28 protein-coding genes are annotated in these 26906 nt (G+C 64.4%); 11 read left to right on the top strand and 17 right to left on the bottom strand.

Annotation, left to right across the window (positions count from 1 at the left end):
- The first annotated feature begins 15 nt into the window (after positions 1 to 15).
- Positions 16 to 732, top strand: a complete 717-nt coding sequence (locus ACPPVR_RS10630; protein WP_426614179.1) for a hypothetical protein — start codon at positions 16 to 18, stop codon at positions 730 to 732.
- A gap of 87 nt (positions 733 to 819) precedes the next feature.
- On the opposite strand, the gene ACPPVR_RS10635 is transcribed toward ACPPVR_RS10630, so the two are convergent.
- Positions 820 to 1281, bottom strand: a complete 462-nt coding sequence (locus ACPPVR_RS10635) for a hypothetical protein (protein WP_426614180.1) — start codon at positions 1279 to 1281, stop codon at positions 820 to 822.
- Positions 1282 to 1611: 330 nt separating this feature from the next.
- Positions 1612 to 2004 (bottom strand): PRC-barrel domain-containing protein, encoded by a 393-nt coding sequence (locus ACPPVR_RS10640; protein WP_426614181.1) that lies wholly within the window; start codon positions 2002 to 2004, stop codon positions 1612 to 1614.
- A 362-nt stretch (positions 2005 to 2366) separates the two neighbouring features.
- On the opposite strand from ACPPVR_RS10640, the gene ACPPVR_RS10645 reads away from it, so the two are divergent.
- Positions 2367 to 3356: a zinc-binding metallopeptidase family protein gene (locus ACPPVR_RS10645; RefSeq protein ID WP_426614182.1), complete on the top strand. Its 990-nt coding sequence runs from the start codon at positions 2367 to 2369 to the stop codon at positions 3354 to 3356.
- Positions 3357 to 3377: 21 nt separating this feature from the next.
- Here the strand turns inward: ACPPVR_RS10645 and ACPPVR_RS10650 are convergent, their stop codons facing one another.
- Positions 3378 to 4229: an alpha/beta fold hydrolase gene (locus ACPPVR_RS10650; protein ID WP_426614183.1), complete on the bottom strand. Its 852-nt coding sequence runs from the start codon at positions 4227 to 4229 to the stop codon at positions 3378 to 3380.
- 130 nt (positions 4230 to 4359) lie between these two features.
- On the opposite strand from ACPPVR_RS10650, the gene ACPPVR_RS10655 reads away from it, so the two are divergent.
- Complete coding sequence (locus ACPPVR_RS10655; RefSeq protein ID WP_426614184.1) at positions 4360 to 4977, top strand: CGNR zinc finger domain-containing protein; 618 nt, start codon at positions 4360 to 4362, stop codon at positions 4975 to 4977.
- Positions 4978 to 5040: 63 nt separating this feature from the next.
- On the opposite strand, the gene ACPPVR_RS10660 is transcribed toward ACPPVR_RS10655, so the two are convergent.
- The 4 genes from ACPPVR_RS10660 to ACPPVR_RS10675 all read right to left on the bottom strand — a co-directional run bounded on the left by ACPPVR_RS10660 (position 5041) and on the right by ACPPVR_RS10675 (position 8856).
- Positions 5041 to 6147 (bottom strand): alkene reductase, encoded by a 1107-nt coding sequence (locus ACPPVR_RS10660; RefSeq protein WP_426614185.1) that lies wholly within the window; start codon positions 6145 to 6147, stop codon positions 5041 to 5043.
- Between the two features lie 97 nt (positions 6148 to 6244).
- Positions 6245 to 7018 (bottom strand): alpha/beta fold hydrolase, encoded by a 774-nt coding sequence (locus ACPPVR_RS10665; RefSeq protein WP_426614186.1) that lies wholly within the window; start codon positions 7016 to 7018, stop codon positions 6245 to 6247.
- 64 nt (positions 7019 to 7082) lie between these two features.
- Positions 7083 to 7802, bottom strand: a complete 720-nt coding sequence (locus tag ACPPVR_RS10670; protein ID WP_426614187.1) for a hypothetical protein — start codon at positions 7800 to 7802, stop codon at positions 7083 to 7085.
- Positions 7803 to 7947: 145 nt separating this feature from the next.
- Entirely contained in the window at positions 7948 to 8856 is a 909-nt protein-coding gene (locus ACPPVR_RS10675; RefSeq protein WP_426614188.1) for a LysR substrate-binding domain-containing protein, read from the bottom strand.
- A gap of 156 nt (positions 8857 to 9012) precedes the next feature.
- Between ACPPVR_RS10675 and ACPPVR_RS10680 the strand changes: the two genes are divergently transcribed.
- On the top strand, positions 9013 to 10287 hold the full coding sequence (locus ACPPVR_RS10680; protein ID WP_426614189.1) for an MFS transporter: 1275 nt from the start codon (positions 9013 to 9015) through the stop codon (positions 10285 to 10287).
- 95 nt (positions 10288 to 10382) lie between these two features.
- Entirely contained in the window at positions 10383 to 11075 is a 693-nt protein-coding gene (locus ACPPVR_RS10685) for a glutathione S-transferase family protein (RefSeq protein ID WP_426614190.1), read from the top strand.
- Here the strand turns inward: ACPPVR_RS10685 and ACPPVR_RS10690 are convergent.
- The gene (locus tag ACPPVR_RS10690; protein ID WP_426614191.1) at positions 11062 to 11724 is read right to left on the bottom strand and encodes a TetR/AcrR family transcriptional regulator; all 663 of its coding nucleotides are present in this window, start codon (positions 11722 to 11724) and stop codon (positions 11062 to 11064) included. The genes ACPPVR_RS10685 and ACPPVR_RS10690 overlap by 14 nt on opposite strands.
- Before the next feature lie 188 nt (positions 11725 to 11912).
- On the opposite strand from ACPPVR_RS10690, the gene ACPPVR_RS10695 reads away from it, so the two are divergent.
- The 4 genes from ACPPVR_RS10695 (at position 11913) to ACPPVR_RS10710 (ending at position 14624) form a co-directional block, all read left to right on the top strand.
- Positions 11913 to 12776 (top strand): DUF3313 domain-containing protein, encoded by an 864-nt coding sequence (locus ACPPVR_RS10695; protein WP_426616066.1) that lies wholly within the window; start codon positions 11913 to 11915, stop codon positions 12774 to 12776.
- 62 nt (positions 12777 to 12838) lie between these two features.
- Entirely contained in the window at positions 12839 to 13099 is a 261-nt protein-coding gene (locus tag ACPPVR_RS10700) for a hypothetical protein (RefSeq protein ID WP_426614192.1), read from the top strand.
- 128 nt (positions 13100 to 13227) lie between these two features.
- Positions 13228 to 13548: a hypothetical protein gene (locus tag ACPPVR_RS10705; RefSeq protein ID WP_426616067.1), complete on the top strand. Its 321-nt coding sequence runs from the start codon at positions 13228 to 13230 to the stop codon at positions 13546 to 13548.
- Positions 13549 to 13688: 140 nt separating this feature from the next.
- Complete coding sequence (locus ACPPVR_RS10710) at positions 13689 to 14624, top strand: LysM peptidoglycan-binding domain-containing protein (protein ID WP_426616068.1); 936 nt, start codon at positions 13689 to 13691, stop codon at positions 14622 to 14624.
- Positions 14625 to 14631: 7 nt separating this feature from the next.
- Here the strand turns inward: ACPPVR_RS10710 and ACPPVR_RS10715 are convergent, their stop codons facing one another.
- On the bottom strand, positions 14632 to 15705 hold the full coding sequence (locus tag ACPPVR_RS10715; protein ID WP_426614193.1) for a tartrate dehydrogenase: 1074 nt from the start codon (positions 15703 to 15705) through the stop codon (positions 14632 to 14634).
- Positions 15706 to 15726: 21 nt separating this feature from the next.
- Positions 15727 to 17025: an MFS transporter gene (locus ACPPVR_RS10720; RefSeq protein WP_426614194.1), complete on the bottom strand. Its 1299-nt coding sequence runs from the start codon at positions 17023 to 17025 to the stop codon at positions 15727 to 15729.
- Positions 17026 to 17173: 148 nt separating this feature from the next.
- Between ACPPVR_RS10720 and ACPPVR_RS10725 the strand changes: the two genes are divergently transcribed.
- Entirely contained in the window at positions 17174 to 18091 is a 918-nt protein-coding gene (locus tag ACPPVR_RS10725; RefSeq protein ID WP_426614195.1) for a LysR family transcriptional regulator, read from the top strand.
- Positions 18092 to 18129: 38 nt separating this feature from the next.
- Positions 18130 to 18954: an aspartate dehydrogenase gene (locus tag ACPPVR_RS10730; RefSeq protein WP_426614196.1), complete on the top strand. Its 825-nt coding sequence runs from the start codon at positions 18130 to 18132 to the stop codon at positions 18952 to 18954.
- 3 nt (positions 18955 to 18957) lie between these two features.
- Here ACPPVR_RS10730 and ACPPVR_RS10735 read toward each other — a convergent pair whose 3' ends face one another.
- The 7 genes from ACPPVR_RS10735 to ACPPVR_RS10765 form a co-directional block, all read right to left on the bottom strand.
- Positions 18958 to 20262: a PQQ-dependent sugar dehydrogenase gene (locus ACPPVR_RS10735; RefSeq protein ID WP_426614197.1), complete on the bottom strand. Its 1305-nt coding sequence runs from the start codon at positions 20260 to 20262 to the stop codon at positions 18958 to 18960.
- A 320-nt stretch (positions 20263 to 20582) separates the two neighbouring features.
- On the bottom strand, positions 20583 to 21209 hold the full coding sequence (locus tag ACPPVR_RS10740; RefSeq protein WP_426614198.1) for a methyltransferase family protein: 627 nt from the start codon (positions 21207 to 21209) through the stop codon (positions 20583 to 20585).
- A 30-nt stretch (positions 21210 to 21239) separates the two neighbouring features.
- The gene (locus ACPPVR_RS10745) at positions 21240 to 22271 is read right to left on the bottom strand and encodes an NAD-dependent epimerase/dehydratase family protein (protein ID WP_426614199.1); all 1032 of its coding nucleotides are present in this window, start codon (positions 22269 to 22271) and stop codon (positions 21240 to 21242) included.
- 32 nt (positions 22272 to 22303) lie between these two features.
- Positions 22304 to 22822, bottom strand: a complete 519-nt coding sequence (locus ACPPVR_RS10750) for a DUF962 domain-containing protein (RefSeq protein WP_426616069.1) — start codon at positions 22820 to 22822, stop codon at positions 22304 to 22306.
- A 172-nt stretch (positions 22823 to 22994) separates the two neighbouring features.
- Positions 22995 to 23675 carry an OmpA family protein gene (locus tag ACPPVR_RS10755; protein ID WP_426616070.1) on the bottom strand — a complete coding sequence of 227 codons (681 nt, stop codon included), beginning with the start codon at positions 23673 to 23675 and terminating at the stop codon, positions 22995 to 22997.
- Entirely contained in the window at positions 23675 to 24091 is a 417-nt protein-coding gene (locus ACPPVR_RS10760) for a hypothetical protein (protein WP_426614200.1), read from the bottom strand. The genes ACPPVR_RS10755 and ACPPVR_RS10760 overlap by 1 nt, the downstream gene beginning before the upstream one ends.
- Before the next feature lie 91 nt (positions 24092 to 24182).
- Positions 24183 to 26762 carry an ATP-dependent helicase gene (locus tag ACPPVR_RS10765; RefSeq protein ID WP_426614201.1) on the bottom strand — a complete coding sequence of 860 codons (2580 nt, stop codon included), beginning with the start codon at positions 26760 to 26762 and terminating at the stop codon, positions 24183 to 24185.
- Positions 26763 to 26906 lie beyond the last annotated feature (144 nt).

The raw sequence follows: 26906 nt of genomic DNA on the forward strand, positions 1-26906 counted from the left end.
CCAAGGAAAAGATCGATGAGACCGAACGGCCGTCACACAGCCGGCGCCAGCCAGTTGACCACTCTCCGCATGTGGGCGACCTGCCTGCTCCTGCTATCAGCTGTTGCCATGAGCCCGACCACTGCCAAGGCGGCGCCGAGCCAGGCGGCTGCGACGACGCATGTCTATCTGCTCCGCGGCGTGCTCAACATCTTCTCGCTCGGACTCGATACCATTGGTGCGCGGCTCGAAGCGCAGGGCATTCCGGTGACAGTTGCGAACTTCGTCTCCTGGTCCTCGCTCGCCAATGAGGCCGCAGCAAACTACAAGGCCGGCCGGGTCAAGACCATCGTGCTGGTCGGGCACTCTTCGGGCGCGACCGCGCTGCCCGACATGATCGCCAAACTCAATCAGCTCGGCGTTCCCGTGAAGCTCGCGATTGGGCTCGACTCCGTGTTCAAGACCAAGCTGTCGACCGGTGCTGAACGCTACATCAACATCTATATCGGCGACGGTCCCGGTGAGCCGGTGCGGGCCGCGACTGGCCTGCGCGGCAAGCTCGATAATGTCGACGTGCGCGGCACCGGCGTCGGCCACATCTCGATCGACAAGAACGAGGCCATCCAGCGCCGCGTCATCGCCGAGATCGACGCCGCGATCGCGCGCTCGCGCGCGCCGGCGGGACCGGTTGCAGAGCCCGGCGCGCCACGGGCAGCGCGCTCCGCTGCAGCAACGGCACCGGGGCGGAACTGAGCCCTCTCGCCGGGACGGCTGACTTCGTCATACCGCCGTCGGCGCGCAAGTCGACGGCGGCTTTGTTTTGCTTGTCTCGAAATGGCGTTAGCGCCGCACCGGCTGAGCGTCGAGACAGGACTTGTATTGGGGGGCCGTGAGCAGGCTGCGCACGCAACCTGTCGCCCGCGCCTCTTCGCAATCCGCAGCGCTCAGGTCATCGCGGACCGTGCCGTTGAGGATGCAACTGGCGCGCTTGTTCCTGTTTGCCGCGAGACAGTTCGTGTATTGCTCCGACGTCAGCATGTGTCGCACGCAACCCGTTCGTTGCGCCTCCACGCAATCGTCGTCGGAAATGTCGTCGCGCCGCACGCTTCCGATCAGGCAGCGTGCATGCGCCGGCGTGGTGATGGCGACCGAGAGGCCGGCGCCGCCGACCAATCCCGTCACCGAGAGACCGATCGAGCCGACACTGATCGTGACGGCGGCGGCTGCCGCAGCCGTGGCCCGAGTGAGACCCTTCAGTGTTCGCGAAGCCGACATTGCATACGTTCCAGTGGCGTATTTCATGGCGTCGTCTCCTCATCATGTTGATCCGCCCCCGCTGTGAATCTTCAGCAGTTTAACGTTCAGCATGCATTCCTAAGGTAGCAAAAGATATTTGCGGCACGTGTGAGCTGGCTCATAAGACGGTCACCGGCGCAGGGTTTTTGGCTGGATCTGTACCGGTTCGACGACGCGACTTTGTCAACGGGAACGGCTGGGATCCCATGGCAGGAGCGGAGATTGTCGCTGGCAAGAGTGCCCGGACCGGTAGCAGCGGCGATTGCCAGTTACACATGAAAAAGGGCACGCCGCGCGAGCGGCATGCCCTTCCAAAACATCGATCGAAACGACGACTTATTTCTTCTCGGGCACCCAGGTCGTGCTGGCCTTGTCGTATTTGAAGCCCGGTGCGTCCTTGAGCGTGTCCTTGGTCTCGTCCACCGTCAGCCACCATTTGTCGTTCTTCTTGGCGGTCTTGACCGCGGTGAAGGGAATGATGACGTCCTTTTCGCCGACGCCGAGGAAGCCGCCGACGCCGAGAACGAGGCCGGTGATCTTGCCGGACTTGTCGACGAGCACGTCGTCGATGTCGCCGATCTTGCTTTCCTTGGGATCGTAGACAGCCTGCTTGTAGTAGTTGGTCACCGTCCAGCTTTCCGACGGTCCCGATTTCATCGTGGTCGTTGCTGCATGGGCGGAGGTAGCGGCGGCAACCGCGAGAGCACATGCCAAAGCAAATTTCTTCATTCTGGTCTCCTCAGCTAATCAATCGCCGTGGCAACAAGCGGTTGAGGCAAAGGTTCCTCGGTCGCGTTCAAAGGAACCCGGCGCACAGTCCGGTGTTGTTAAACCATGGCAAAGAGACGAGACGTCGGCCCAATGGTCGTGCAGCCCGAACGGGTATGGGCGGCTCAACCGATTGCCGAAAGTGCGCCCGCGAAAAAGTCGCAGCCGCGGTCGAGCCGTTTGAACGCGACGCGGGCCGTTGTGCTGAGACAGCATGCGCTCCGAATGCAGCGCGCGCTGCTCGCCGGCAAGAGCGACAGTCGCAAAGGTTCCGCGAAGTGATAGCCTGTCTTTCGGCGAGACGTCTGTTTGGACCATAGCACGTGAAAGAATTTCAGTGTCCGTCGTGCCGACAGCCTCTTTCGTTCGAGCACGTCGCGTGCGCGAATTGCGGCACTTCGTTGGTGTTCGATCCCTCGTGCATCAACATGGGGAAACTTGCGTCCAATCAGGCCTGCCGCAACCGCGAGATCATCGGTTGTAACTGGTGTGTCGAGGGTGCGGATTGGTATTGCGGCTCTTGCCGCCTCACGCGCACCATTCCACACCTTGGCAGCACCACGAACGTCATGCTCTGGCGGCGCGTGGAGGAAGCCAAGCGCCGTCTGCTCTACGATCTCGGTCGGCTGGGACTTCCTCTGGCATCCCGCAGCGGTGAACACGTAGCATTCGACATTCTCTCCGACGAGATCAGTCCGATCCTGACGGGGCATCTCTCGGGCGTGATCACGCTTAATCTCGCGGAAGCCGACGATGTCGCGCGCGAAGCCCGTCGCGTGGCGTTCCGGGAGCCGTACCGTACCCTGCTCGGACATTTCCGGCATGAGATCGGCCACTTCTACTGGGACTTGCTGGTCAACCGCACGACATTCCAGGCGCCGTTCCAGCTGATCTTCGGCGACGAGGCGCAGGACTATCAGGCGGCGATCAGCGGCTATTATCAACGAACCGATCGTTCATACGACCCGAGCGGCTTCATCAGCGAATACGCAACGTCGCATCCCTGGGAGGATTGGGCGGAGACATTTGCGCATTTTCTCCACATCCTGTCGACACTCGACTCGCTGGCAGGCTTGCCGCTGGCGCTTGATGAGCGCGCCCGGCAAACCTTGTCGGATCCCTATCTCGAGAGCGACTTCGAGGCGCTGCTGGCGTTGTGGACGCCGCTCTCCCGGGGCCTCAACGAGCTCAACCGGTCGCTTGGGATGAGGGACGCCTATCCCTTCGACATATCGCCGGCGGTGAAAGGCAAGCTGCATCTCGTGCACATGGCGATCAGCGCGTTCCGCGATCAGCAGAGGCTGGCGGCGTAACGCCGCCGAGCCCGGCTCCCGTTAGGTCAGGAAGGCGCGAATGGCATCCGCGATCTCCCGCGCATGCGTTTCCAGCGCGAAATGGCCGGTGTCGAAGAACTGTACCACCGCATTGGGATTGTCGCGCTTGAACGCCTCGGCGCCGGGCGGAATGAAGAACGGATCGTTCTTGCCCCAGACTGCCAGGAACGGCGGCTTGTGCGTGCGGAAGTAGTTCTGGAATGACGGATAGAGCGCGACGTTGCTCTTGTAGTCGCCGATCAGATCGAGCTGCACCTCGTCGGAGCCGGGGCGCGCGAGATAATAGTTGTCGAGGTTCTGGCCGTCCGGTGACACCAGTGTCACGTCGGGAACGCCGTGCGTGTACTGCCAGCGCGTCGCCTCCGGCGTCTGCATGGAGCGCAACACCTCGCGGTTGGCCAGCGACGGATCCTGCCAATAGGCCTTGACCGGAGTCCAGTCGTCGCTGAGGCCCTCCTCATAGGCGTTGCCGTTCTGCGAGATGATCGCGGTGATCCGCTCGGGATGGCTGAGCGCGAGCCGGAGGCCGGTCGGCGCGCCGTAGTCGAAGACGTAGACTGCAAAACGGTCGAAGCCGATCACCTCGATGAAGCGCTCGATCACGTGCGCGATGTTGTCGAAGGTGTAGCGGAAGGTTTCGCGGGAGGGCATGTCGGACTGACCGAAGCCGGGAAGGTCGGGTGCCACGATGTGAAACTTATCCGCGAGCAGCGGGATGAGGTCGCGGAACATGTGGCCTGCGCTCGGGAAGCCGTGCAGCAGCAGAAGCTTTGGCGCACCGGGAGTGCCGGCCTCGCGATAGAACACCCTGAAGCCGTCAACGTCTGCCGTGCGGTACGTGGTCGGGGTCATGACTGTCTCGATTTCGGACGTAACCTGTTAAATGCTATTTTTGAGGTTACGTTCCTAGGGAGTAACTTGTCAATAGCTAGTTTACAGGTTACTTAGAGCTGGCTTCTTTCAGACCGGCCGAGGACCGCTCATGGACCACCCGCCCGCCATGTTCATCGCCGACTCGCTCGGCCTCGATTTCCTCAACTCGGTGGCGACGCCGGTCGATACGCCACTCGACTGGATCGATGATGGTGATGGCCTGATCGATTGGCTTGCCCAGGCGAAGCTCGTTCCATCCGACGAACTCGACGCGATGAGAGCGAGCGCCTTGCCGGGCGAGCTGGACAAGGTCGCGGACCAGGCGCGCGCCTTGCGCGAGTGGTTTCGAGGCTTCGTTCGCAAACATGCGGGCCGGCCGCTCACGGCGAAGGTGCTGCATGAGCTCGGTCCGCTCAACAGCCTCCTGGAACGCGATGAGGCGTTTCGGCAGATCACGCCGCGTCACGACGGCAGTGACGGCCTTGCGCTGCAAAGGATGCGACGCTGGCGGTCGCCCGAATCCCTGCTTGTGCCGGTCGGTGAAGCGCTGGCAAGATTCGTCTGCGAGGAGGACTTTTCGGACGTGAAGGCGTGCGAGGGCCATCACTGCACGATGCTGTTCGCCGACCACACCCGCAGGCGCGCGCGGCGCTGGTGCGTCATGGCGGTCTGCGGCAACCGCGCCAAGCAGGCCGCACATCGCAGCAGGCTCAAGAGCAAGCAGTAACGGAGCAGAGCTTTGATAGGGCGCGGGGCGAGACCCGGGCCGTAGCCCGGGTCTCCTCATCACTTACGCGACATCAGCGAGTTCGTTGTAGCGGGGATAGTCGGTGTAGCCCCGCTCGTTGCCGCCGTAGAAAGTGTCCCGATCGTGCGGGTTGAGCGGCAGGTCGCGGCGCAGGCGCTCGACCAGATCAGGGTTGGCGGCAAAGTGCCGGCCGAAGGCGACTAGGTCGGCATCGCCGCCATCGACGATGACTTCGGCGCTGTCACGCTCGAAACCGCCGGCGGCGATGATCGGTCCCTTGAAGACGCGGCGAAGCTGATGCGCGGCGACCGGGGGCAGGCCATCGGCGCGAAGCTTCGAGCCGTCGATGCGCGGTTCGATCAGGTGGAGATAAGCCAGACCGAAGCGGTTGAGCTCTGCGGCGGCGTGGCCGAACAGCGCATCCGGATTGCTGTCGGACATCGAGCCGAACGTGCCGCTCGGGCCGAGTCGCACGCCGACTCGATCGCCGCCCCAGACCGAGGTGACGGCCTCGGTCACTTCCAGCAGGAAGCGCGTGCGGTTCTCGATTGAGCCGCCATAACGATCGGTGCGCTTGTTCGAGCCGTCCTGGAGAAATTGGTCGATCAGATAGCCGTTGGCGCCGTGGATCTCGACACCGTCGAAACCGGCCGCCTTGGCGCGGATCGCGCCCTGACGAAATTGCTCGACGATCTCCTTGATCTCCGCAATCTCAAGCGCACGGTTCGGTGACGTCTTGATCCAGCCGTCCTTGGTGTAGACAAGATCCTGCACAGGGATTGCCGACGGTGCGAGCGGCGCGCCGCCGCCGGTCAGCGAGACGTGGCTCTGCCGGCCGACATGCCAGAGCTGGAGAAAGATCACGCCGCCCTTGGCATGCACGGCATCGACGACCTTGCGCCAGCCTTCGGCCTGCGCGTCACTGTAGATGCCGGGTGCGCCGAGATAGCCGCGGCCTTGAACGGACACCGGGGTCGCTTCGGCGATTTGCAAACCGCCCTTCGAGGCGCGTTGCGCATAGTACTTCACCATCATGGCGCTCGGAACGTCGCCAGGTTGGTCCGAACGCAGGCGCGTGAGTGGTGCCTGCACGATGCGGTGGTCGAGATGGATCGCACCGATCTGGACGGGTTGGTAGAGCTTGGACATGGTCAACTCCTGTTGGTTGGGTTCGTGGCGGCGAGCGCCGTCATCCGGCGCCCGCCGGTCGCTGTGCGAGGTGAGTGATGGGAAAGAGAAGTGTTGCTTAGTGAGACGCGACGGCGGCAGCGGCCTGCTCGATCACCTTCGCCACGGCCTGCGGCTGGGAGATGTAGACGGCGTGGCTTGCGACGATTTCCGTCGTCACTGCCTTTGAGCGCGCATACATCGAGCGTTCGAGATCGGGATTGATGGCGCGGTCCTGCGTCGCAACGATCGCGAAGCTCGGCTTGGTCTTCCACGCCGGTGCGGTGATCGGCGTTGACAGGGCCTTTCCTGAGGTCGCCACCTGGGAGTCGCCGATGAAGTCGGCTTCGGCCTTGGGAAGGTCGGCTGCAAAAGCATCCTGAAAATGTTCGCGCTGGATCGTCAGGAAGCCGTCCTTGGACGGTACGATATAGTTGGTCGCGGCCGGCTTGCTCGCGAGCAACTGACCGGCACTCTCGCCGGCGTCAGGCTGCAGCGCGGCGACGTAAACCAGGTTCTTCACCTGCGCATGGTTGCCGGCCTGCGTGATGATCGCACCGCCATAGCTGTGGCCGACGAGCACGGCGGGGCCGTCAAGCTGATCCAGCACGCGATTGGTTGCGGCGACGTCGTCCTCGAACGAGGTTTCCGGCGGCTGCACGATGCTGACATTGTAGCCGCGCTTGCGCAGGATCTCGGCGATTGCCTTCCAGCCGGAGCCGTCGACGAAGGCGCCATGCACGAGCACGATGTTCCTGGTCGCGCCGGCCGGCGCTGCATGTACGGCCGTGACGCCAAGCGCGGTCGTCAAAGCCGTGGTGGCGGCGAACAGCGTGTTGATGAGCTTAGACATGTTACGAGTCCTTTGGGTTTTGCAGTTTGATTGAGGATGTTGGGTGGGGCGAGAGAAGGCGCGCTCAGCTGAAGCTGAGCTTGCCGAAATCGAGGGAGACCAGCAGCGGGTCGGGCACCTTCCGCATCGCATCGTCATAAGCGTAGATGCGGCGCTTCGTCGGCATCTTGATGCCCTGAAAGCTGCGATAGTCGCTGGTGTAGTTGGCTCCGGTCGCGCCGCCGAGGATATCGACGGTGTAGTCGTGGCGGCGCATCAGCCCGTCGGGGCCGAAATGCGTGACTTGCGTGCGCGAGTGGCTCTTGATGTAGTCGGGGAAGGTCACCTTGAGGCGGCGCCAGGTTTCCCCGTTTTCCTGCCACGGCTCGATCTCTTCGCTGACGAACCCGGGATAGGTGTAGAGAAACGGCGAGGTCAGGTAGGTCCAGAGCGCTTCGCTGGCGAAATAGGCGACGTGGAATTTGTCCCACGGTGTCTCGCGGACATGACCTTCGAAGGAGGCGTCGGGATCGTTGCGCATCTCGCAGACATTGCCGTCGAGCGTCTCCAGCGTCAGGCGGTCCGGCACGAACACGCTGCGGTGCCGGGGCGTTGCGAATGGCGTGATCGACAGCCGCTCGGCATGGGTGTCGATCTCGAACACCTTGTTCTTGAGCAGGTCTGGCTGCTGCTTGAGGTGCCAGATGGCACCGTCGACCGAAAGCTCGGCGCGCAGCCTGGAAAAGGCGTTCCAGCGGGCGAGGCCGCCATGGGCTTCAACGGCGAAGGCGAGAAGGTCGTTCATCTCTGTTCTCCTGTCGGGGGCGGGTCGAAGCCCGTCGTCGATGGAGAATGGGTATCCGGCGCCAGACCCGGCCTGTAGCCATCCGTTTCCGCTAGGATTTATGTACAGCCCGCATAAGCGATGCCGGTGGGGTGGCTTCCGCCCGTCAGCTCGCCTTGGCGTCGGTTTCTTCTTGGCTGCGAAACTCGGCGGCGAGGAAATCGGTCAAAGCGCGGGCGGCGGCGCGGGTGGCACGGCCGGCCGGGAAATAGGCGTGCACGGGAATGTCGCGGGTCTTCCACTCGGGCAGCAGCCGGACCAGCGAGCCATCGCGCAATTCGCGGCGGCAGGCCCATTGCTGTGTCGAGGTGATGCCCATGCCGGCGGCGGCCGCGGCGACGGTCGCCTCATTGTCGTTGGTGGTGAGATGCGTCGACAGTTCGAGAGTCTCTGTCTTGCCGTCGCGCTCAAACACCCATGCATTGGGGACGGCCGTCGCCGGACCGCCAATGATACGGTGCTGCGACAGATCCGCAGGTGAGGCGGGCGTGCCGGCGTCCTTGAGATAGGAGGGCGCGGCGACGACCACGCGGTTGACCCTTGCGATCAGCCTGGCGGTCGCGCTGGAATCGGTGAGACGGCCGATGCGGATCGCGACATCGACGGCTTCGCGCACCAGGTCCTGGCGCTTATCGTCGAGCAGAATTTGGATGTTCAGCTTGGGATAGCGCGCGGCGAACGGCGTCAGGCGCGGGATGACCTCGCGAATCGCCATGCTGGAGGGCAGGCCGAGGCGCAAGGTGCCGCGCAGCTCGCCGCCTTCGCGCACGCTCTGCTCGGCTTCATCGAGGGCGTCGAGGATCGGCTCCATCCGGGCCAAAAACTCGGCGCCTGCCTCGGTCGGCACCACCGCACGCGTCGTGCGGGAGAGGAGGCGGGCGCCCAGCGAATCCTCTAGGTCGGCGACGATGCGGGAGGCCTGGGATTGCGAGAGGTTGCACTCCCGCGCGGCGGCCGAAAAACTGCCGAGGCGCGCGACCCGCGTGTAGAGCTTCAGAGCGAAGATATCTTTCATGGCGGCCCGCGCATTCATGTCAAAAACGGGCAACTGACCAGTCCCAGCCGCCGTATTCATGTAATTAGTGCATAGAACATAGCGGGAAAGGCCGGCTACTGGCCAGTCCCGGAACCGTCGAAATCTCCTCTGCCCAGACAATCAGGAGATTTTGCCGTGTCCGACAGAACGCTCGCCAAGGCCCGCGACGACATTCGCGGCGTCGATGCCGCCATCGTCGCTCTCAACGAACGCCCCTCGCGAACCGGCGCGCTCTATGCTTTGGCGCTCGGCACCTTCGCCGTCGGCACCGAAGGGTTCATGATCGCGGCCATTCTTCCGACGATCTCGCAGTCTCTCGCCGTGACTGTGTCGGCCGCCGGCCTCCTCGTCACGATCTTTGCGCTGGTCTATGCGGTGAGTTCGCCGATCCTGACGGCCCTGACCGCGTCCGTTGGCCGCCGCCAATTGCTGATGGGATCGCTGGCCGCCTTCGTGCTCGCCAATCTGGTCGCCGCGATCGCGCCGGGCTATTGGGCACTGGCCGCGGCGCGCGTCCTGCTGGCGCTGACCGCGGGGCTTTATGTGCCGAATGCGAACGCGCTCGCCGGCACGCTGGTGCCCGCCTCGCATCGTGGCCGTGCGCTTGCGATCGTCAATGGCGGTATCACGGTCGCCGTTGCCATCGGCGTGCCGCTCGGGGCGCTGGTCGGCGGCCATCTCGGCTGGCGGGCGACCTTCGTGGGTGTCGCCGCGATCTCCGCGATTGCCTGGTTGGTGCTCGCAGTCAAGCTTCCGCGCGATATCGCCGGCAGCCCGCCCGCAACGCTGCGTGCTCGCCTCAGTGTGGTCGCCCATCCCGGCGCGATGATCGTGCTGATGACGACCACGATATGGGCGATCGGCGCTTACACAGTCTATACCTACATCTCGCCGTTCCTGATCGCCGCGACCGGGATCTCGGCGATGGAGGTCGGCTTCGTGCTGACGCTGCTGGGCGCATCTGCGGTCGGCGGAGTGACATTGGGCGGTATCGCCAATGATCGTTTCGGCGCGCGGAAAGTCCAGGCATTGACGCTGCCGCTGATGGCGCTCGCCTTCGCGGGCCTTACGGTTGCCGCCGTGGCCCTTGCTCCGCACGCGCTCGTGGCGGTCCTGCCTCTGGTCGTGCTGTGGGGGCTTTCTGCCTGGGGCTTCTTCCCGCCGCAGCAGAACCGCCTGATTGCCGTCGTCGGCGTTGCCAATGCACCTGTCGCACTCTCCCTCAATGCGTCTTTCATGTATGTCGGCTTCGCGCTGGGCGCGCTGCTCGGCTCGATCATAGTCGCTGTCTTTCCCGTGTCATGGATTGGTGCGGCCGGCGCCGCATTCGTCACGATCGCCGCAATCCTGTCGGCGGCAGGATGGAGGCGGGCCGGGAATGCCGGACATTCGCCCTCGCCACCGTCTTGAGCTAGAGTGAGCCGCGAAGCGACATTGTCTCGTTTCCGGCCACTTCGAATTGCAATGTTCGCGCGAGGAACGGCCTTCACTGAAAAGGCCGTCCCATGTCGGAATTCGTCGTCCATGCCACGCCCGGCAGCCCGTACGCGCGCGCCACCATGGCTGCCCTCGAGGAGAAGAGGGCGAACTGGCGGCTCGCCGCGCTGAAGCCTGGGACCTCACGGCAGCCGGAGCACCTTGGGCGTCATCCGTTCGGACGCATGCCGGTGCTCGATCACGGCGACTTCAGGCTCTACGAGACCCAGGCGATCCTGCGCTATCTCGACCGCGTCCTGCCGCAGCCCGCATTGACGCCGGCCGATCCGAAAGCGGTGGCGCGCATGGATCAGGTGATGAACATCGTCGATTGGTATCTCTTCCAGGGCTGCGGCAACATCATCACCTTTCAGCGCATCGTGCGGCCAAAGCTGTTGGGACAGCCGACTGACGAAGCCGCCATCCTAGAGGCGATGCCGCGCGGCCGCGTCGTGTTCGGTGAATTGTCGCGCCTATTGGGCGATGCGGATTGTTTCGGCGGCGATAGCATCAGCCTCGCCGATGTGATGGTTGCGCCCCATCTCGATTTCTTCGCGCAAACTCCAGAGTGGCGTGAGTTGACTGACAATAACGCCAATCTCGGCCCCTGGCTCGCGCGCATGGAGGATCGTCGCTCGTTTCGCCTGACCACCTGGGCGCGGGTCGCCGACATGGCGGCCCGAGCGATATCGGAGCACGACGGCCGTCCTATCGCTTCCTGACCAGCGTGAGGGGAAGACCGGTCCTCTGATTGCGCGGCTTGCTTGCGGCGCTCTGCGCTGCCGGCGGGCCCAGGAAGCGGACGAGCATCGTCTTCAGATGCGCCGCGCTCTGCTTGATGTCCAGCTTGGGATTGCGGATCGGCATGGCGCGGGATCCGTCGATGATGGCGATCAGGAGGTTTGCTGTCGCGTCCGGGTCCAGTCCTGCATCCACGCGTCCCTGGCTTTGCGCCCGGCGCAGGAAATCGCTCCACATGCAGCGGACCGCCTCGGTGTGCCGTTCGAATATCTTGGCGAATTCCGGATTGCGACCGGCCTCCGCCAGGGCATCCAAATTGAGGATCTGCGCGGGACGAAACCGCAGGCTGGTTTCCTCGATATCGGTGAGCAGCGCCTCGATCACGTCGGGGGCAGCGAGAATCTTTTCGAAATGCTTGGCTGTACGGGCGAGACCCATGTCGATCATCGCCTCGATGATCGCCACCTTGCTCGGAAAGTAGTGATAGAGGTGCCCCGGACTGATCCCGGCTTCAGTGCAGATGTCCGTCGTGCTGGCGCCGCGGAAGCCGTCCCTGGTGAAGCAGCGGATCGCCGCGCCGAGGATCTCGCCGCGCTTCCGCTCATGCTTGACGGGGTCGACTTTCCTCAAGGCTCGCGTCTCCTATCCCTCGAGCGTTTCATTTAGCACGACGGTCCGCCACGATAAAATCTAAATTAGATAGTTCCATCTATTTATGTTGACGGACGACAACGGGCGTGAGAATTATTACTAGAGTATCCTCTCTAATAAAACGCCGGGGCGTGAGCGGGACCATGCGCTTTCAATGGGCGACCCTGATGTCTGTGGCGCTCGCGCTTGGTGGCTGTGCTAACGCGCCGCTCGAGCGGGCCGGTTCGCTCAGTAGCTACGACCGGATGTCGGACGCGAACGGACTGGTGACCCGATCGCAGATCCGCGTGAACAAGAAGGACGTGTTGGCCGCCAAGACAGTCCGGATCGCTTCGACCGTCTTCCCCGCGCGTGCCGATGTCCCCTTGAACGAAAAGGAGCGGCGCCTGGTCGCCAACGCCATCAGCCGCGAGCTGTGTCTGCGCCTGAGCGAGCGCTTCCGCATCGTGGCCGCTGATGACGATGCGGACCTCACGGTGCAGGCGACGGTGACGCATGCCACACCGACCAGCCCGACCGCCTCCGGCGCATCGAAAGCCCTGGCGATTGCCAAGACGGTTGCGCTTCCCGCCGTGCCTGTGCCGGTGCCGCGGCTTCCGATCGGGCTAGGCGGTCTGTCGGTCGAGGCGGAGGCGCGCGATTTCGCCGGATTTCAGAAGGCGGCGATGGTTTGGGCGCGCAACGCCAACTCCATCTCGAATTCTCCGAGGGTCGCCAACGAGGGCGATGCATACGATCTCGCCGCCGATTTCGGCGACGATTTCGCCAAGCTGGTTACGACCGGAGAGTCGCCGTTCGGGGGCGTCCCAGCGCTGCCTCCGATCGAGAACATTCCCGTGCGACTCGGCGGCGCGCCCAAATACGTCGCGTGCGAGGCGTTCGGACGGTTTCCAGGGATCACTGGCTTCGCGGGACAGGGACTCGGCCTGCCGCCGGGCTGGACGGATTCAGGCGCCAAGGAGAGTCCTGCCGACAGTCCTGTTGCGCCACCGGCGCCCGAGGCGAGTCCAGAGCAGACGCTCACGCAATGATGTGGCTGCGCGCCTTGCCACCTGCAAGCTCAACATATTTGGTACCGACGCGAGTAGACGACATGCTGACATCCGGAACAACTCGCCCGTCCCAACGGCTCTTGCGCCAAAGCGCAACGCGCGCCGACGCGCGCGTCAGCGCGAGGATCATTCCCCTGTTCACGGCCGACGAGGCGTGGAGCCAAACCAGCGCGGACCGGCGCGTCGCGATTGAGAAGGATGACGATGAGACGATCCTCGAACCCGGCTTCTGGATCACGGCCCTTGTCGCGTTCCTGCCCACGGTTGCGGGCTGCCTTTACCTCTTCCTGACTCAAGGCTGAGGCGTCCGCATCCAACGCGGCGCCGAGGGGCAGCGATGCATTCACAATACAAGTCGACGCGGTGCAGTCACCGGGCATCTGGCTTCGGCCGCCGCAGGTCGCTGCGTGCGATGGCCGCTGTCTTGACGGTGTTGCTGGCGGGCTGCGCGTCAACCCCGAATCTCCCCCCTGACTATCATCCTTCGCGTCCGCCGAGTGCCAAGGCGGTGCAGGAGGGCATCAAGAAAGCGGCGGCCGAAGCCAAGTTGACCGGGGGCCTTGAGAGCTCCGCCGTCCGTCACAGCGACCACGGGCCAGGATCGTATTTCGTCTGCCTGAAGCAGATCGGCCCATCGACGGTCGGACGGGCCACCTATTCGGTCTTTTTCGACAATGACGACTATAAGGGAATCCAGAGTTCGGTACTGTCCGAGGCATGCGAAGCCGAATCATTGGTTCCGTTCAAGTAAGGCCAGGATCTCGAATTGGTCACAATGAGCGCCCTCGCGGTGCCACGGTCTCGGTTCCGTGCCCCAAAATACGCCCAATCGGTGGTCACTAAGCCCCGCGGGGGAGGCGTCTGCCTCCTGTGGTGGGACTGCGGGACTTGATGATTGATCCAAGGCGACTTGTGGTGCTGGCAGCGATTGCGCTGCTCGCCTTGAACCTTGGCATGGCCGCAGGCTCACCCGCCAAGCCGAAGCCGGCTGCGATCCCGACCGTCGCGCCGCCGCCACCTCCGCCGGCCGAGCCGCTGCCGCCGCCGAAGATTTATCTGTTTCGTGGCGCGATGGGGCCGATCTTCTCGACCGGCATGGATCGGCTCAGCGAGAAGCTGACGCAGGCCGGCTTCTCCGCCGACGTCAACGAATTCACCATCTGCCGATGGATCGGCGGTCGCGCCATCGCGAGCTACAAGGAATCGCCTGCCCCGATCGTGCTGATCGGCCATTCCATGGGCGGGCTGTGCTCGGTCATCATCTCCGAGATGGCGGCCAAGGAGAACATCCCGATCAGCCTCGTCATCACCATCGACCCCGCGCATGCGACCGATGACGTGCCGCTCAATGTCGAGCGCTTCATCAACATCTTCCTCTCCGACAGCGTGCTCGGCGGCGGCAATGTGGTGGCGGTGCCAGGCTTCCGTGGCCATTATGCGAGCTACGATCTGAAGGAGAACAGCCGCGTCTCTCACATCAACATCGAGAAGTCCGACGACATCCATCGCCAGATCCTCGAGATGGTGACGCAGCTGCCGCGCATCCAGGCGCAGGCCCAGGCTGATGCCGTGCCGCTGCGCTATCTCGTGCCCGGGGATACCCTGGTCGAATTGTGGGACTCTGGTGTGCGGCTGCCGGTGCGCCGCGGCGACACAATGGCGAGCATCGCCGCCGCCAATCGCGTGCCGCTGTGGTCGCTCGCGCAGAGCAACTCGCTGCCGGAGAACGCGGCGCTGACGCCCGGCCAGTCCATCATCGTCCCGCGCCATTTGACGCCGCCCGAGCCGACGGCCGCGATGGCGACGCCGGCGCCGGGGCGGCGATAGCTTTTTCTCAGACGTTCGACCCGTGGATCGCGTCGATCACGGCATCCGTCACTTCCTTCGTCGTCGCCTTGCCGCCGACGTCAGGCGTCAGCACGCCGGCTGCACACACTTTCTCCACCGCCGCCATCAGCCGCACCGCCGCGGCCTTCTCGCCGAGATGCTCGAGCATCTGTGCGCCGGTCCAGAACGTCGCGACCGGGTTGGCGATGCCCTTGCCGGTGATGTCGAAGGCCGAGCCGTGGATCGGCTCAAACATCGAGGGGAAGCGGCGCTCCGGGTCGATGTTGCCGGTCGGCGCCACGCCGAGGCTTCCCGCTAATGCGCCCGCGAGGTCGGAGAGGATGTCGGCGTGCAGATTGGTCGCCACGATGGTGTCGAGGCTCTTCGGATGCAAGGTCATGCGCACCGTCATCGCGTCGACCAGCATCTTGTCCCAGGTCACGTCGGGGAATTCGGCCGCGACTTCGGCCGCGATCTCGTCCCACATCACCATGCCATGGCGCTGCGCGTTCGACTTGGTCACCACGGTCAGGAATTTGCGTGGACGCGACTGCGCCAGCTTGAACGCATAGCGCATGATCCGCGTCACGCCGACGCGGGTGAACACCGCGACCTCGGTGCCGACTTCTTCCGGCAAGCCTCTATGCGCGCGGCCGCCCATGCCGGCATATTCGCCTTCCGAATTCTCGCGCACGATCACCCAGTCGAGATCGCCGACGCCGACATTGCGCAGCGGCGAAGCGACGCCCGGCAGAATCTTGGTCGGTCGCACATTGGCGTATTGGTCAAATCCCTGGCAGATCGGCAGACGCAGGCCCCACAGCGTAATGTGATCGGGCACGTCGGGCGCGCCGACCGCGCCGAAATAGATCGCGTCGAACTTCTTGAGCTCAGCAAGACCATCGGCCGGCATCATCACGCCGTGCTTCTTGTAATAGTCCGAGCCCCAGTCGAACGTCTTGATGTTGAAGGCGATGTCGCCGCTGCGTTTGGCAAGTGCCTCCAGCACGCGGATTCCGGCGGAGATGACTTCGGGGCCGATGCCGTCGGCGGGGATTGCTGCAATCGAATGGGTGCGCATGGGAAAGCTCCGTTTGAGAGTTCAGTGAGATTGCGTGATGGGCTCGACGGGCGCGGTCTGCGCGCGCGACAATAGCAGGGTGAGTACGGCCGAGAGAACGAGGAGGCCGCTGACGAAATAGAGTCCGCCGACGAAACTGCCGGTCTGGTCCTTGATCCAGCCGATCATGGCGGGGCCGACAAAGCCGCCGAGATTGCCGATCGAGTTGATGGTGGCGATGCCGGCCGCAGCCGCGGGGCCGGACAGGAACAGCGTCGGCATGCTCCACAGCGGCGGTTTTGCGGAGGAGATGCCGATATTGACGAGCGTCAGTGCGACCAGCACCGCGACCACGCCGGTTGCGAGGCCAGCATAGGCGAGGCCCACGGCGGCAATCAGGCAGGCCAGCACGACGTGCCAGGTGCGCTCGCCGGTGCGGTCTGAATGCCGCGCCCACAGCACCATGGCGACGACGGCGGCGGTTGCCGGCAGCGCATTGAGGAAGCCGACCTGGAGCGTGGACAGGCCGAACTGCTTGATGATCTGCGGCGCCCAGATGCCCAGCGTGTAGAGACCGGCCGAGGTGCCGAAGTAGATCAGCGCCAGCGCCAGCACGCGCGGATCGGCAAGACCACGCCAGATGCTGTGGCTCGCGGTCGCGGCCTTGCTGGTGGTCTCCGCGTTCATGGTCTCGACCAGCCAGCGCCGCTCGTCGTCGGCGAGCCACTTCGCCTTCTCGGGGCGGTCGGTGAGGAAGGCCAGCACGACGAAGCCGAGCAGCACGGCCGGAACTGCCTCCAGCACGAACAACCATTGCCAGCCCTTGAAGCCGAACAGGCCGTCCATCTCCAGCAGCGCGCCGGAGACCGGCGAACCCAGCACGGTCGAGAGTGGAGCAGCGGCCATGAACAGTGCGGTCACCGCGGCGCGCTGGCGCGCCGGGAACCAGTAGGAGAGATAGAGGATGATCCCGGGAAAGAAGCCGGCTTCCGCCACGCCAAGCAGGAAGCGCAGCACGTAGAAGCTGGTCGGGCCTTGCACGAAGACCATCGCGGCCGAGACTAGGCCCCAGGTGATCATCACCCGTGCGATCCAGATCCGCGCGCCGACCTTGTGCAGAATGATGTTGGAGGGCACCTCGAACAGGAAATATCCCCAGAAGAAGATGCCGGCGCCAAAGCCGTAGACGGTCGGCGACAGGCCGATGTCCTTGTTCATCGTCAGCGAGGCGAAGCCGATATTGACGCGGTCGATGAAGGCCACGAAGTAGAGCAGCATGATGAAGGGAACGATGCGCCAGGTGATCTTGCGCAGCACGCGCGTCTGAATCTCGCTCGCCACTCTCGCCTCCCTCAAGTTCCGGTTTTGCAAGTTCCGGCTTTGGTTGTGTGGCAACGAGCCTAGGCGGGGGCAGGAGGTGGATTCAATTGGCGCTGGTTTATACAAAAAAATGATATAATCCTCGCGAAGGCGACGAGAGGATCTGCGAATGGAATTGCATCAGCTCCGATGCTTCGTGGCGGCGGCCGAGCAGCTGCATTTCGGCCGCGCGGCGCAGCATCTCCAGATGCTACCTTCCGCGCTCGGGCGCCAGATCAGGCTGCTGGAAGAGGATCTGGGAACGCGGCTGTTCGCGCGCACGACCCGCGCGGTGTCGCTCACCGATGACGGCACGACGCTCTTGCGCGATGCCCGCGCCATCCTCGCCCGGGTCGAGGCGGTCGAGAGCAATCTGCGCAACCGCTCGCGCGCGGGCGCCGCGCGGCGGCTGCGGGTCGGCGCCATCGACAGCGCCGCAGCCGGGCTGTTGCCGGCGCTGCTGCGCGATTTCCGCGCTGGGTATCCCGAGGTCGCGGTTCAGCTTCTCGAGGACAAGACGATCCGGCTGCTGCCAAAGATCCTCACCGGTGCGCTCGATCTCGCCTTCGTGCGCCCGCCCGACCGGCCGGACAAGCGGCTGGAATTCGGCCCTCTGCTCCAGGAGACCGCGATCGTTGCGTTCCCGCAGCGGCACGCGCTCGCCGGGCGCAAGTTCATCACATTGGCCGACATCGCCGACGAGCCGATGCTGGTGCCGGACCGCCGCTCGCGGCCGCACAGCCACGACCTCACAATCAAACTGTTCGAGCAGGCCGGGCTGACGCCGCGCATCGTGCAGGTCGCCGACGAGAAGCAGACCATCATCCATCTGGTGGCAACCAAGCTCGGGGTTGCGATCGTGCCGCGCTGGACCACGCGGATGGCGGTGTCGGGCGTGCGCTTCGTGCCGCTCCGGCCGAAGCAGAACGGCCCCGTCGGCCGGCTGCCGCTTGCCGCCGCATGGCTGCGCGGATCGCGCGACCCGGCCCGCGATGCGATGCTATCGGTGCTCGAGGCCCGCCTGCGCAGCTATGCGCGGGAGGCGTGAGGGGCTATGAATTTGGCTTGGCGAGAGGGGGTGATGCGATGACTGAACAGAAAGCTTCGAACGAATTGAAGGTCGCCATCGCGGGCCTGGGCTCGATCGGCACCAAGATCGCGACCGCGCTCAATCAGGGCATCGAGGGGCTGGTGCTTTCGGCTGTAGCGGTGCGCGATCCCGCCAAGCATCAGTCATTCCTGAATAGCCTTCGCCGCCCGCCCGCGGTGCTGCCGATCGACCAGCTCGGCGAGGCCGCCGACATCGTGGTCGAATGCGCGCCGAGCAGCCAGCTCCGCGCCATCGTCGAGCCGGCGGTGAAGCGCGGCAAGGCCGCGGTCGTCGTCAGCGTCGGCGGGCTGCTCGATAATTTTGATCTCGTTGACCTCGCCCGCGCCCATGGCGGTCGCATCATCGTCCCGACGGGGGCGCTGATCGGGCTCGATGCCGTCAACGCGGCCGCGATCGGCACCATCCATTCGGTGAAGATGGTCACGCGCAAGCCGATCGACGGACTGAAGGGCGCGCCGTTCATCGTCGAGAACAAGATCGACATCGACAATCTGCGCGAGCCGCTGAAACTGTTCGAAGGCACGGCGCGCGAGGCAGCAAAGGGCTTTCCGGCCAATCTCAATGTCGCAGTGGCGCTGTCGCTTGCGGGCGTCGGGCCGGATCGCACATCGGTGCAGATCTGGGCCGACCCGACCGTGACGCGCAACGTTCACCGCATCGAGGTCGAGGCGGATTCGGCGCGCTTCTCGATGTCGATCGAGAACATCCCGTCCGAAAATCCCAAGACCGGGATCATTACGGCGTTGTCCGTGATCGCGCTGCTGCGCAAGCAGCGCGCCACGCTCTGCGTCGGGACGTAACTTTTACGCGCCGGTAACGCGCCAGATCACGTTGCCGACGTCGTCGGCCATCAGCAGCGACTTCTTGTCGGGGCCGATCACGACGCCAACCGGGCGGCCGTAGGATTCCTTCTCGTCCGGGGACAGGAAGCCCGACAGGATGTCGCGAGCGCGGCCAGAGGGTTTTCCGTTCTCAAACGGGATGAACACCAGTTTGTAGCCGGATAGCGTGCTGCGATTCCACGAGCCGTGCTGGCCGATCACCATGCCGTCCGGGAAGCCCGGCAAGGTGCCGGCGGGCATCCAGCACAGGCCGAGCGAGGCGGTGTGGCCGCCGAGCGCGTAGTCCGGCGTCAGCGCCCTGGCGACCAGCGCCGGGTCCTGCGGCACGCGGTCGTCCACCGTCTTGCCCCAGTAGCAATAGGGCCAGCCGTAGAAGCCGCCGTCGCGCACCGAGGTCAGATAATCCGGAGGCGTCTCGTCGCCGAGGCCGTCGCGCTCGTTGACGACGGTCCAGAGCACACCGGTAGTTGGCTCCCAGGCAAGTCCCACAGGATTGCGCAGGCCGGCACCGAAGATGCGATGTGTGCCGGCGGCGAGGTCGAGCTCGTAGACCGCGGCGCGGCCTTCCTCGACCTCCATGCCCATCTCGGCGATGTTGCTGAGCGAGCCGACGCCGGCATAGAGCTTCTTGCCGTCGGGGCTTGCGAGCAGGCTGCGCGTCCAGTGTCCGTTCGGCTTGAAATTGGTGAGCCTTTTGCCCGGCGCGGTGATGCGGTCGGCATTCGCGACATAAGGGAAGGCCATCACGCCGTCGGTGTTGCCGACATAGAAGGTGTCGCCGATCAGCGCCATGCCGAACGGCTGGCTCAAATTCTCCATGAAGGCGCCGCGCACTTCGGCGACGCCGTCGCCGTCCTTGTCGCGGAGCAGCGTGATGCGGTTGGCGCTGACGCCGAGCGCCGCGGCGCGCCGCATCGTCGCCTGCATTGCATAGTGAAACACGCTCCTCGGCGCGCCTGCGATCTGCGTCGCTTCAGCGATCAGCACGTCGCCATTCGGCAGCACCTCGATCCAACGCGGATGATCGAGGCCGGTCGCAAATGCATTGACCTTGAGCCCGGGGGCGACCGTCGGCTTCTGCCCTTCGCTCCAGCCCCTGGCCGTCGGCATCTTCAACGTCGGCAGCGCCCCTTGCGGCTTCGCTTCGGGAATGGCCGGCGCCTGGCCCCAGGCCGGCGCGGGCGCGGTGCCCGAGAGCTTCCGCCATTGCAGCGCGATGCCGCCGACGACCGCGACGAACTGCGCAAAGATGCTGGAAAATGTCATGAAAATCCCCTGTCGAACCTGCGGCACAGTCCAACGCCGGATCGCCCAAACCCCGCGCGGGTTTAGACCTGATCGTCGATCTCTCCAGATCGAGGATGGAATGTCGTCGTGCCGTTTTGCGCGCGCATCCAACTGGCTAGCGGTAAAAAGGTCAACATGCGCGGGCCCGGATCGGGCCGTTTATGGCCTGCGCGATGGCAGCACGCCGAATTTGCATGGCAAGGATGCAGGCGTGAAAAATTCTGAGTGTCGTCCCGGCCTAGTGCGCAATTCCGCACGGGGGGGCGGGACGACACCAGTGGATGTGGCGCCTTGCTAGCTCAACGCGGAGACAAAAACGGGATGATCATCGGCACGCGGCGGCAATAGGCGCCGTAGGCGTCTTCGCCGAGCTCCTTGGACAGGAACACTTCTTCCATCCGCCCCTTCTGCCACATGCCGAGCGAGATCAGGATCGCGCCGAGGATTGCGGTCACGGTGCCGACCGCGATGCCGGTGACGAGCATGCCGGCGATCAGCCCGGTGTAGATCGGGTGGCGCACGATGCCGTACGGGCCGGTGTCGACGACGCGGTGGTCTTCCTTGTGGGTGATGGTGTTCGACCAGAATTTTCCGAGATGCAGCCGTCCCCACCAGGTGAAGGAGATGCCGGCAAGCACGAGCAAGGCCGCGATGTAGATGCCGGTATCGCCGAACACCCAAAGCGGTTTCTCGCCCAGGATCTCGGCCGTCCACGGCGTGAACAGGATGCCGCCCACCAGGATCGGGATGCGATAGCGGCCGGACTCCAGCGTCATCACCTGCTTCTGCGTGCGGCCCTGCCAGAACGAGGCGCCGACCCAGCTGGCGAGCCAGGCGAGCCAGATCAGGGCGAGCAGTTTTGTCGGCCAGGTCGTGGTCCAGCCACCCCAGGCGACAGAGAGAAGCTTGCTGAAATCAAAGGACATGCGGAAAGGTTCTTTGGGTTGGGCGGGAGCTTAGCTCGCGCGCGAGGAGAGCGCGTGATGCTTGATGGCGCCGGAGGCTGGCTCGCCGCCGCGGGCGAGCAGATGGGTGATGGTGTCGCGCAGTACCGGTTCGATCGAGCGCGGCGAATAGCCGAGCTCGTTACGAGCCTTGCCGATCGAAAGATCGCTCGCGGCAAGCGCGATGCGCACGCCCTCGGCGGTACCGTTCGGCGGCCGGCGTGTGACGTGATCAGACAGATATTCGAGCATGATGCCGGAGAACTCGGCGATCCTGCCGGGAACGACGACCGGAAACTGCCGGCGGCCGCTCATCGCGGACATCATCCGCAGGATCTGGCCGAGCCGCACGCAATCGCCGCCGAGGATGTAGCGCTGGCCGATGCGGCCGCGCTCCATCGTGAGCACCAGGCCCATGGCGACGTCGCGGACGTCGACGAGGTTGACCAGGAAGTCGAGATGCGGCTGCACCTTCTTCTGGAGGAAGTACCACAGCATCGCCGTCGGCGGCGTCAGATTGTGGTCGGCAGCTCCAATCGGCATGGTCGGTGTGCCGATCACGAGCGGGAAGCCATTGGCCGCGGCCTTCGCGGCATGATGCTCGGCGAGCGACTTCGACCGCGTATAGGCGCCGGGCATCGCGTCGGCCGGCTGCAGCGCCTCTTCGGCGGCAACGCCGTTGAGATTCGAATAGGGGAACAGGATCGATTCCGTCGAGCAATGCAGGAAGCGCGAGACGCCGCGCTTCATCGCGGCTGCCAGCACGACCTCGGTGCCGCGGTAATTGACGTCGTGAAAGGCGTGCTTGTCGGCGACCCACATGCCGGGCAGGCCGGCGAGGTGATAGACCTGATCGACGCCGTCAAGCGCCGCATCGACTGCGGCGCAGTCCAGCACCGAGCCGTGAGCATATTCAACATCCGCGTTCGCGGCGGCCGGCGGCCGCACATCGAGAACTCGTACCCGCTGCCCACGGGCGCGGAGCGCTTCGACGAGGTGATGTCCGATGAAACCACTGCCACCGGTAACCAGTACGAAAGTCATGAAGAAGGTTTTACTGTTCCGCTTCTAGCAAGCTATCGGGTTGAAAGGGAGTTGGTCGGAAGAGGCGCGAGAATCGCGGCAAGGTCGCGACGAAAACCCAGTGCAATGAATAATTTTGCCATGACGAACATCGGTCCAAGCAGGAAATGAGTGGGGTGGTCGACCATTGACGGCTGCCGCTCCTCAAATACCTTGTGGCCCACGATCTGCGATGCGATGCCAAACCCGATCAGCAGCGCAAAAATCGACCACATCATGGCAATCGAGACCTGATTGCCAATCGCGGTTGCGACCGAAAGCAGCACAATCATCGCCGCGAGGATGCCGAGCCCAATCCCGGCGTCCAGCATCAGCCAATAGACCAGCACCGGCAGGGCCAAAATCACCGCCAAGCTGACCTCAACCCCGAACACCGGAAAATGGACCAGCGTCAGCGGCAGCGTCGCGCCGGTGAAGAGCAGGAGAATGCCGACCACGTGCATCGCGCAATTCCAGGGATCGCGGTGGTATTCGACATAGTCGGCCAGTTGGCGTTGAAAATAGCCAGCCATCTCGGTCTCGTGCGGCACAAGGGCAGGGAAGGACGAACAGAGGCTATAGCACCGGAGCGGGCAGTGCACAAACCGGCGCGATTGTCGCACAAAACCGTGCTGTCACGCTGTGAGACAGGTCACAAAACGGTCAGGACTTCAAAGGGTTCCGCGGGCGCTGGCGGGTGTCTGCTCAGTGTTTCTTGGCAGGCTTTTTCGTCGCAGGCGCAGGGGCCGCAGTGGGACGCGCGGGCTCGTCATCGGGCAGTTTGGCAAAGGTCAGAATTTGCAACTGGCCGTTGACGGCCGAGGTCGGCTTGGCGCGGTCGAGGAACTGCTCCTCGCCGAGACCGATCGGCTGCAGCCGCTTGGTCGAGATCTTGAACGTGTTCACCAGCACGTCACGGATCGCGTCGGCCCGGCGCTGACTCAGGATTGCGTTCGCTTCCCGCGTCTTCTGATTGGACTCGACATGGCCGACGATCAGGAACGTGTAGGGCAGCAGCGAGGCGTGAACCAGCGCGTCCGCGAGCCGGCCCACGGTCTGGTAGGAATCCGGCTGGATGATCGGCGTGTCGGCGTCGAACTGGATCTGGGCGGTGAAGGTGGGCAGCTTGGCGAGGTCGGGCGCGATCAGCGGCCGGTTCACCGGTCCCGGATCGTTCTTGATCCTGGTCTTGGCCCGTTCCATCACCTGCAGCTTCAGCGCGGGGATGTCGACCTCGGCAGCTTCCTCGAAATGATTGAGCTTGCCGACGATGTCGTCGCGGGTCGGCGCCGTCTGCGCGACCGCTGCGCCCGCGAGCAAGGCGAGAGCAAGAGCACTACCAAGCGCGATGCCAATTCCGGCGGTGGAATGCCTGGCTCTGCGCATCATCGATACCCCGCGTCGTCGACGGCCTTCAGGCAATTGTTGCTGATGCCCTTGGGTGTCGAGATCAGGCAGGGGACCGACTTGCTGGTTCCCTTGGTCGAGCCGCCACAGACCTTGACGATCTCGCGCTGGCAGGCGTTCGCCACCGTGACGCGGGCGGCCACCCGCTTCAGGATGGCGTCGAAGGCCGTGAGGTAGTCGGTCTGGCACTGCGGCGAGAGCACGTCCCGGTTGCGGGACAGGCACTCCTTCAGCCGGGTCGAGTCCGGATTGACGCCGCGGCAATTAGCGACGATTTCCGCACCGCAACTCTTGGCCAGCAGCCCGAGCGAATCGCCAAAGCTCATGGTCTCCGCCGCCGCAAGCGACGGCATCCCCAATGCAAGCAAGATCAGTGTGACGGAGCCCCGGACCATGGCTGCATCTGATACGGGGAAGTTCGCGGTGGTCAAGGGGCGTGGTGGGAAGAAACGCGGCGGCGTAACGCCGCCGCAACAGGGCCGGACCTCACGCCCGCTGCACAAAACTGTCCACGACCTTCTTCTCGCCGGCCTTGTCGAAGGCGATGGTGAGCTTGTTGCCGTCGACCTTGGTGACGCGGCCGTAGCCGAATTTCTGGTGGAAGACGCGGTCGGCGAGCGAGAATTCCGAGGTCGTGCCGGTCGATTTGGCGACCAGTTCGCCCTCAATCGTCATCGGCCCGCGGCGGCGCGAGGAGAAGCTGCCGAAATCGGGCGCGGAAGATGAGGATGAAGAAGACGAGAACGACGAGGCCTCTTCCTCCAGACCGCCGCGCCCGCCGCCATTGCGGCCGCCACCGCGGTTGCGGTTGGCCTGGGCGCGCTGCCAGCCCGGCGTCGAATAGGTCGAGCCGAATGCCTCCATGTCGTCGAAGCGCGAGGCGCCGTAGCCGCCGGTACCGCCCCAGGCCGAGCCGCCCTTGGATTCCGTGATCTCGACATTGGCGGCCGGCAATTCGTCGAGGAAGCGCGACGGGATCGTGGTTGTCCAGGTGCCGTGAATCCGCCGGTTGGTCGCGAAATAGATTTTGGCCCGGCGCCTTGCGCGGGTCAGGCCGACATGGCCGAGCCGGCGCTCTTCTTCCAGCCCGGCGCGGCCCTGTTCGTCCAGCGTGCGCTGGCTCGGGAACAGGCCTTCCTCCCAGCCGGGCAGGAACACGTTGTCGAATTCGAGCCCCTTGGCCGAGTGCAGCGTCATCAGCGACACCGCGTCCTCGTCGGCCCCGTTGTCACGGTCCATCACCAGCGAGATGTGCTCGAGGAACCCTTGCAGGTTCTCGAACTCCTCCATCGAGCGCACGAGCTCTTTCAAATTCTCGAGCCGGCCCGCGGCATCCGCCGAGCGGTCCTTCTGCCACATCTCGGTATAGCCGCTCTCGTCGAGCACGATCTGGGCGAGATCCGTGTGCGCAGTGACCTCGCGCGCAGCACGCCAGCGATCGAACTGGCCGACGAGATCGCGCAAGGATCCACGCGCCTTCGGTTTCAGCTCGTCGGTGTCGACCACGGCGCGCGCCGCCTCGAACAGCGGAATGCGGCGCTTGCGGGCGTGGTCGTGCAGCATCTGCACGGTGGCATCGCCTAATCCGCGCTTGGGCGTGTTGACGATGCGTTCGAAGGCGAGGTCGTCGGCAGGCGAATTGATGACGCGTAAGTAAGCCAGTGCATCGCGGACTTCGGCGCGCTCATAGAAGCGCGGGCCGCCGATCACGCGGTAGGGCAGGCCGAGCGTGACGAAACGATCTTCGAACTCGCGCATCTGGTAGGAGGCGCGCACGAGAATTGCGATCTCGTTGAGCTTGTCGCCCTGGCGCTGGATCTGCTCGATCTCCTCGCCGATGCCGCGGGCTTCCTCTTCCGAATCCCAGGAGCCGGTGACGGTGACCTTCTCGCCGTCCTGGTCCTCGGTGCGCAACGTCTTGCCGAGCCGGCCTTCATTGTGAGCGATCAGGTGCGAGGCGGCGGCGAGGATGTGGCCGGTCGAGCGGTAATTGCGTTCGAGGCGGATGACCTTGGCGCCGGGAAAATCGTGGTCGAAGCGCAGGATGTTGTCGACCTCGGCGCCGCGCCAGCCATAGATCGACTGGTCGTCGTCGCCGACGCAGCAGATGTTTTTGACGGGGGCTTTCTCCCGCTCCCCGCTGGCGGGGAGAGTCTCCACGAGCTCGGTGCTTGGAGAGTCGACCTCACCCGATTTGCTTTGCAAATCGACCTCTCCCCGCACGCGGGGAGAGGTGAGAGAAGACGGCGCCTGCGACAGCAGCCGCAGCCACAGATATTGCGCGACGTTGGTGTCCTGGTACTCGTCGACCAGGATGTATTTGAAGCGCTGCTGGTACTGCCGGAGAATATCCGGGTGCTCGCGGAAGATGCGGATGTCTTCGAGAAGCAGATCGCCGAAATCGGCGGCGTTCAAAATCTTCAGCCGCTCCTGGTAGCTCGCATAGAGCTTGCCGCCCTTGCCGTTGGCGAAGACAGCGGCTTCGCCGGCCGGCACCTGCGATGGCGACAGGCCGCGGTTCTTCCAGCCGTCGATCAGGCCGGCCAGCATCCGCGCCGGCCAGCGCTTGTCGTCGATGTTGTCGGCTTGCAGGAGCTGCTTCAACAGCCGGACCTGGTCGTCGGTGTCGAGCACCGTGAAATTGGACTTGAGTTGTGCCAGTTCCGCATGGGTGCGCAGGATGCGGCCGCCGATGGAGTGGAAGGTGCCGAGCCACGGCATGCCCTCGACGGCCTGGCCGAGCATCTGGCCGAGCCGGTGCTTCATCTCGCGCGCGGCCTTGTTGGTGAAGGTGACCGACAGGATTTCGGCGGGGCGGGCGCGGCCCTGGCTCAGGATATGGGCGATGCGCGTGGTCAGCACGCGGGTCTTGCCGGTGCCGGCGCCGGCCAGCACCAGAACCGGGCCGTCCAGCGTCTCCACGGCGTCGCGCTGCTCGGGATTGAGCCCGGACAAATATTTCGGGCCGACCGAGGCCCGCGCACGCGCGGCGATGCCGCCGGCCGCGGGCTGGTGGTCGGGGACGTCCTGGGAGGTGATTTTGCTGGGCTCGGTCATGCGAATCATTGGCCCCACGATGGCACCGCGGGGTGGTGGAAGGGAGCCTTCATAACAGGGATTGGTGGCTATATGGGGTCGCGGGAACGGGTTTTCCACGTGCGCGGCGGGCCGATTTGTTCCTGCCCGACAGGCGAATTTCCAGATCACGCG

The sequence above is a fragment of the Bradyrhizobium sp. McL0616 genome (genome assembly GCF_049993385.1).
Taxonomy (GTDB): Bacteria; Pseudomonadota; Alphaproteobacteria; order Rhizobiales; family Xanthobacteraceae; genus Bradyrhizobium.

Bases quoted from the DNA above. Each gene is read 5' to 3' on its own strand.
- ACPPVR_RS10715 (WP_426614193.1), bottom strand. From the start codon at position 15,705: ATGCGCACCCATTCGATTGCAGCAATCCCCGCCGACGGCATCGGCCCC.
- ACPPVR_RS10660 (WP_426614185.1), bottom strand. From the start codon at position 6,147: ATGTCCAAGCTCTACCAACCCGTCCAGATCGGTGCGATCCATCTCGAC.
- ACPPVR_RS10655 (WP_426614184.1), top strand. From the start codon at position 4,360: ATGGACCACCCGCCCGCCATGTTCATCGCCGACTCGCTCGGCCTCGAT.
- ACPPVR_RS10695 (WP_426616066.1), top strand. From the start codon at position 11,913: ATGTCTGTGGCGCTCGCGCTTGGTGGCTGTGCTAACGCGCCGCTCGAG.
- ACPPVR_RS10665 (WP_426614186.1), bottom strand. From the start codon at position 7,018: ATGTCTAAGCTCATCAACACGCTGTTCGCCGCCACCACGGCTTTGACG.
- ACPPVR_RS10685 (WP_426614190.1), top strand. From the start codon at position 10,383: ATGTCGGAATTCGTCGTCCATGCCACGCCCGGCAGCCCGTACGCGCGC.
- ACPPVR_RS10755 (WP_426616070.1), bottom strand. From the start codon at position 23,675: ATGCGCAGAGCCAGGCATTCCACCGCCGGAATTGGCATCGCGCTTGGT.
- ACPPVR_RS10650 (WP_426614183.1), bottom strand. From the start codon at position 4,229: ATGACCCCGACCACGTACCGCACGGCAGACGTTGACGGCTTCAGGGTG.
- ACPPVR_RS10725 (WP_426614195.1), top strand. From the start codon at position 17,174: ATGGAATTGCATCAGCTCCGATGCTTCGTGGCGGCGGCCGAGCAGCTG.
- ACPPVR_RS10740 (WP_426614198.1), bottom strand. From the start codon at position 21,209: ATGTCCTTTGATTTCAGCAAGCTTCTCTCTGTCGCCTGGGGTGGCTGG.
- ACPPVR_RS10635 (WP_426614180.1), bottom strand. From the start codon at position 1,281: ATGAAATACGCCACTGGAACGTATGCAATGTCGGCTTCGCGAACACTG.
- ACPPVR_RS10745 (WP_426614199.1), bottom strand. From the start codon at position 22,271: ATGACTTTCGTACTGGTTACCGGTGGCAGTGGTTTCATCGGACATCAC.
- ACPPVR_RS10760 (WP_426614200.1), bottom strand. From the start codon at position 24,091: ATGGTCCGGGGCTCCGTCACACTGATCTTGCTTGCATTGGGGATGCCG.
- ACPPVR_RS10640 (WP_426614181.1), bottom strand. From the start codon at position 2,004: ATGAAGAAATTTGCTTTGGCATGTGCTCTCGCGGTTGCCGCCGCTACC.
- ACPPVR_RS10700 (WP_426614192.1), top strand. From the start codon at position 12,839: ATGCTGACATCCGGAACAACTCGCCCGTCCCAACGGCTCTTGCGCCAA.
- ACPPVR_RS10710 (WP_426616068.1), top strand. From the start codon at position 13,689: ATGATTGATCCAAGGCGACTTGTGGTGCTGGCAGCGATTGCGCTGCTC.
- ACPPVR_RS10675 (WP_426614188.1), bottom strand. From the start codon at position 8,856: ATGAAAGATATCTTCGCTCTGAAGCTCTACACGCGGGTCGCGCGCCTC.
- ACPPVR_RS10735 (WP_426614197.1), bottom strand. From the start codon at position 20,262: ATGACATTTTCCAGCATCTTTGCGCAGTTCGTCGCGGTCGTCGGCGGC.
- ACPPVR_RS10730 (WP_426614196.1), top strand. From the start codon at position 18,130: ATGACTGAACAGAAAGCTTCGAACGAATTGAAGGTCGCCATCGCGGGC.
- ACPPVR_RS10750 (WP_426616069.1), bottom strand. From the start codon at position 22,822: ATGGCTGGCTATTTTCAACGCCAACTGGCCGACTATGTCGAATACCAC.
- ACPPVR_RS10765 (WP_426614201.1), bottom strand. From the start codon at position 26,762: ATGATTCGCATGACCGAGCCCAGCAAAATCACCTCCCAGGACGTCCCC.
- ACPPVR_RS10670 (WP_426614187.1), bottom strand. From the start codon at position 7,802: ATGAACGACCTTCTCGCCTTCGCCGTTGAAGCCCATGGCGGCCTCGCC.
- ACPPVR_RS10630 (WP_426614179.1), top strand. From the start codon at position 16: ATGAGACCGAACGGCCGTCACACAGCCGGCGCCAGCCAGTTGACCACT.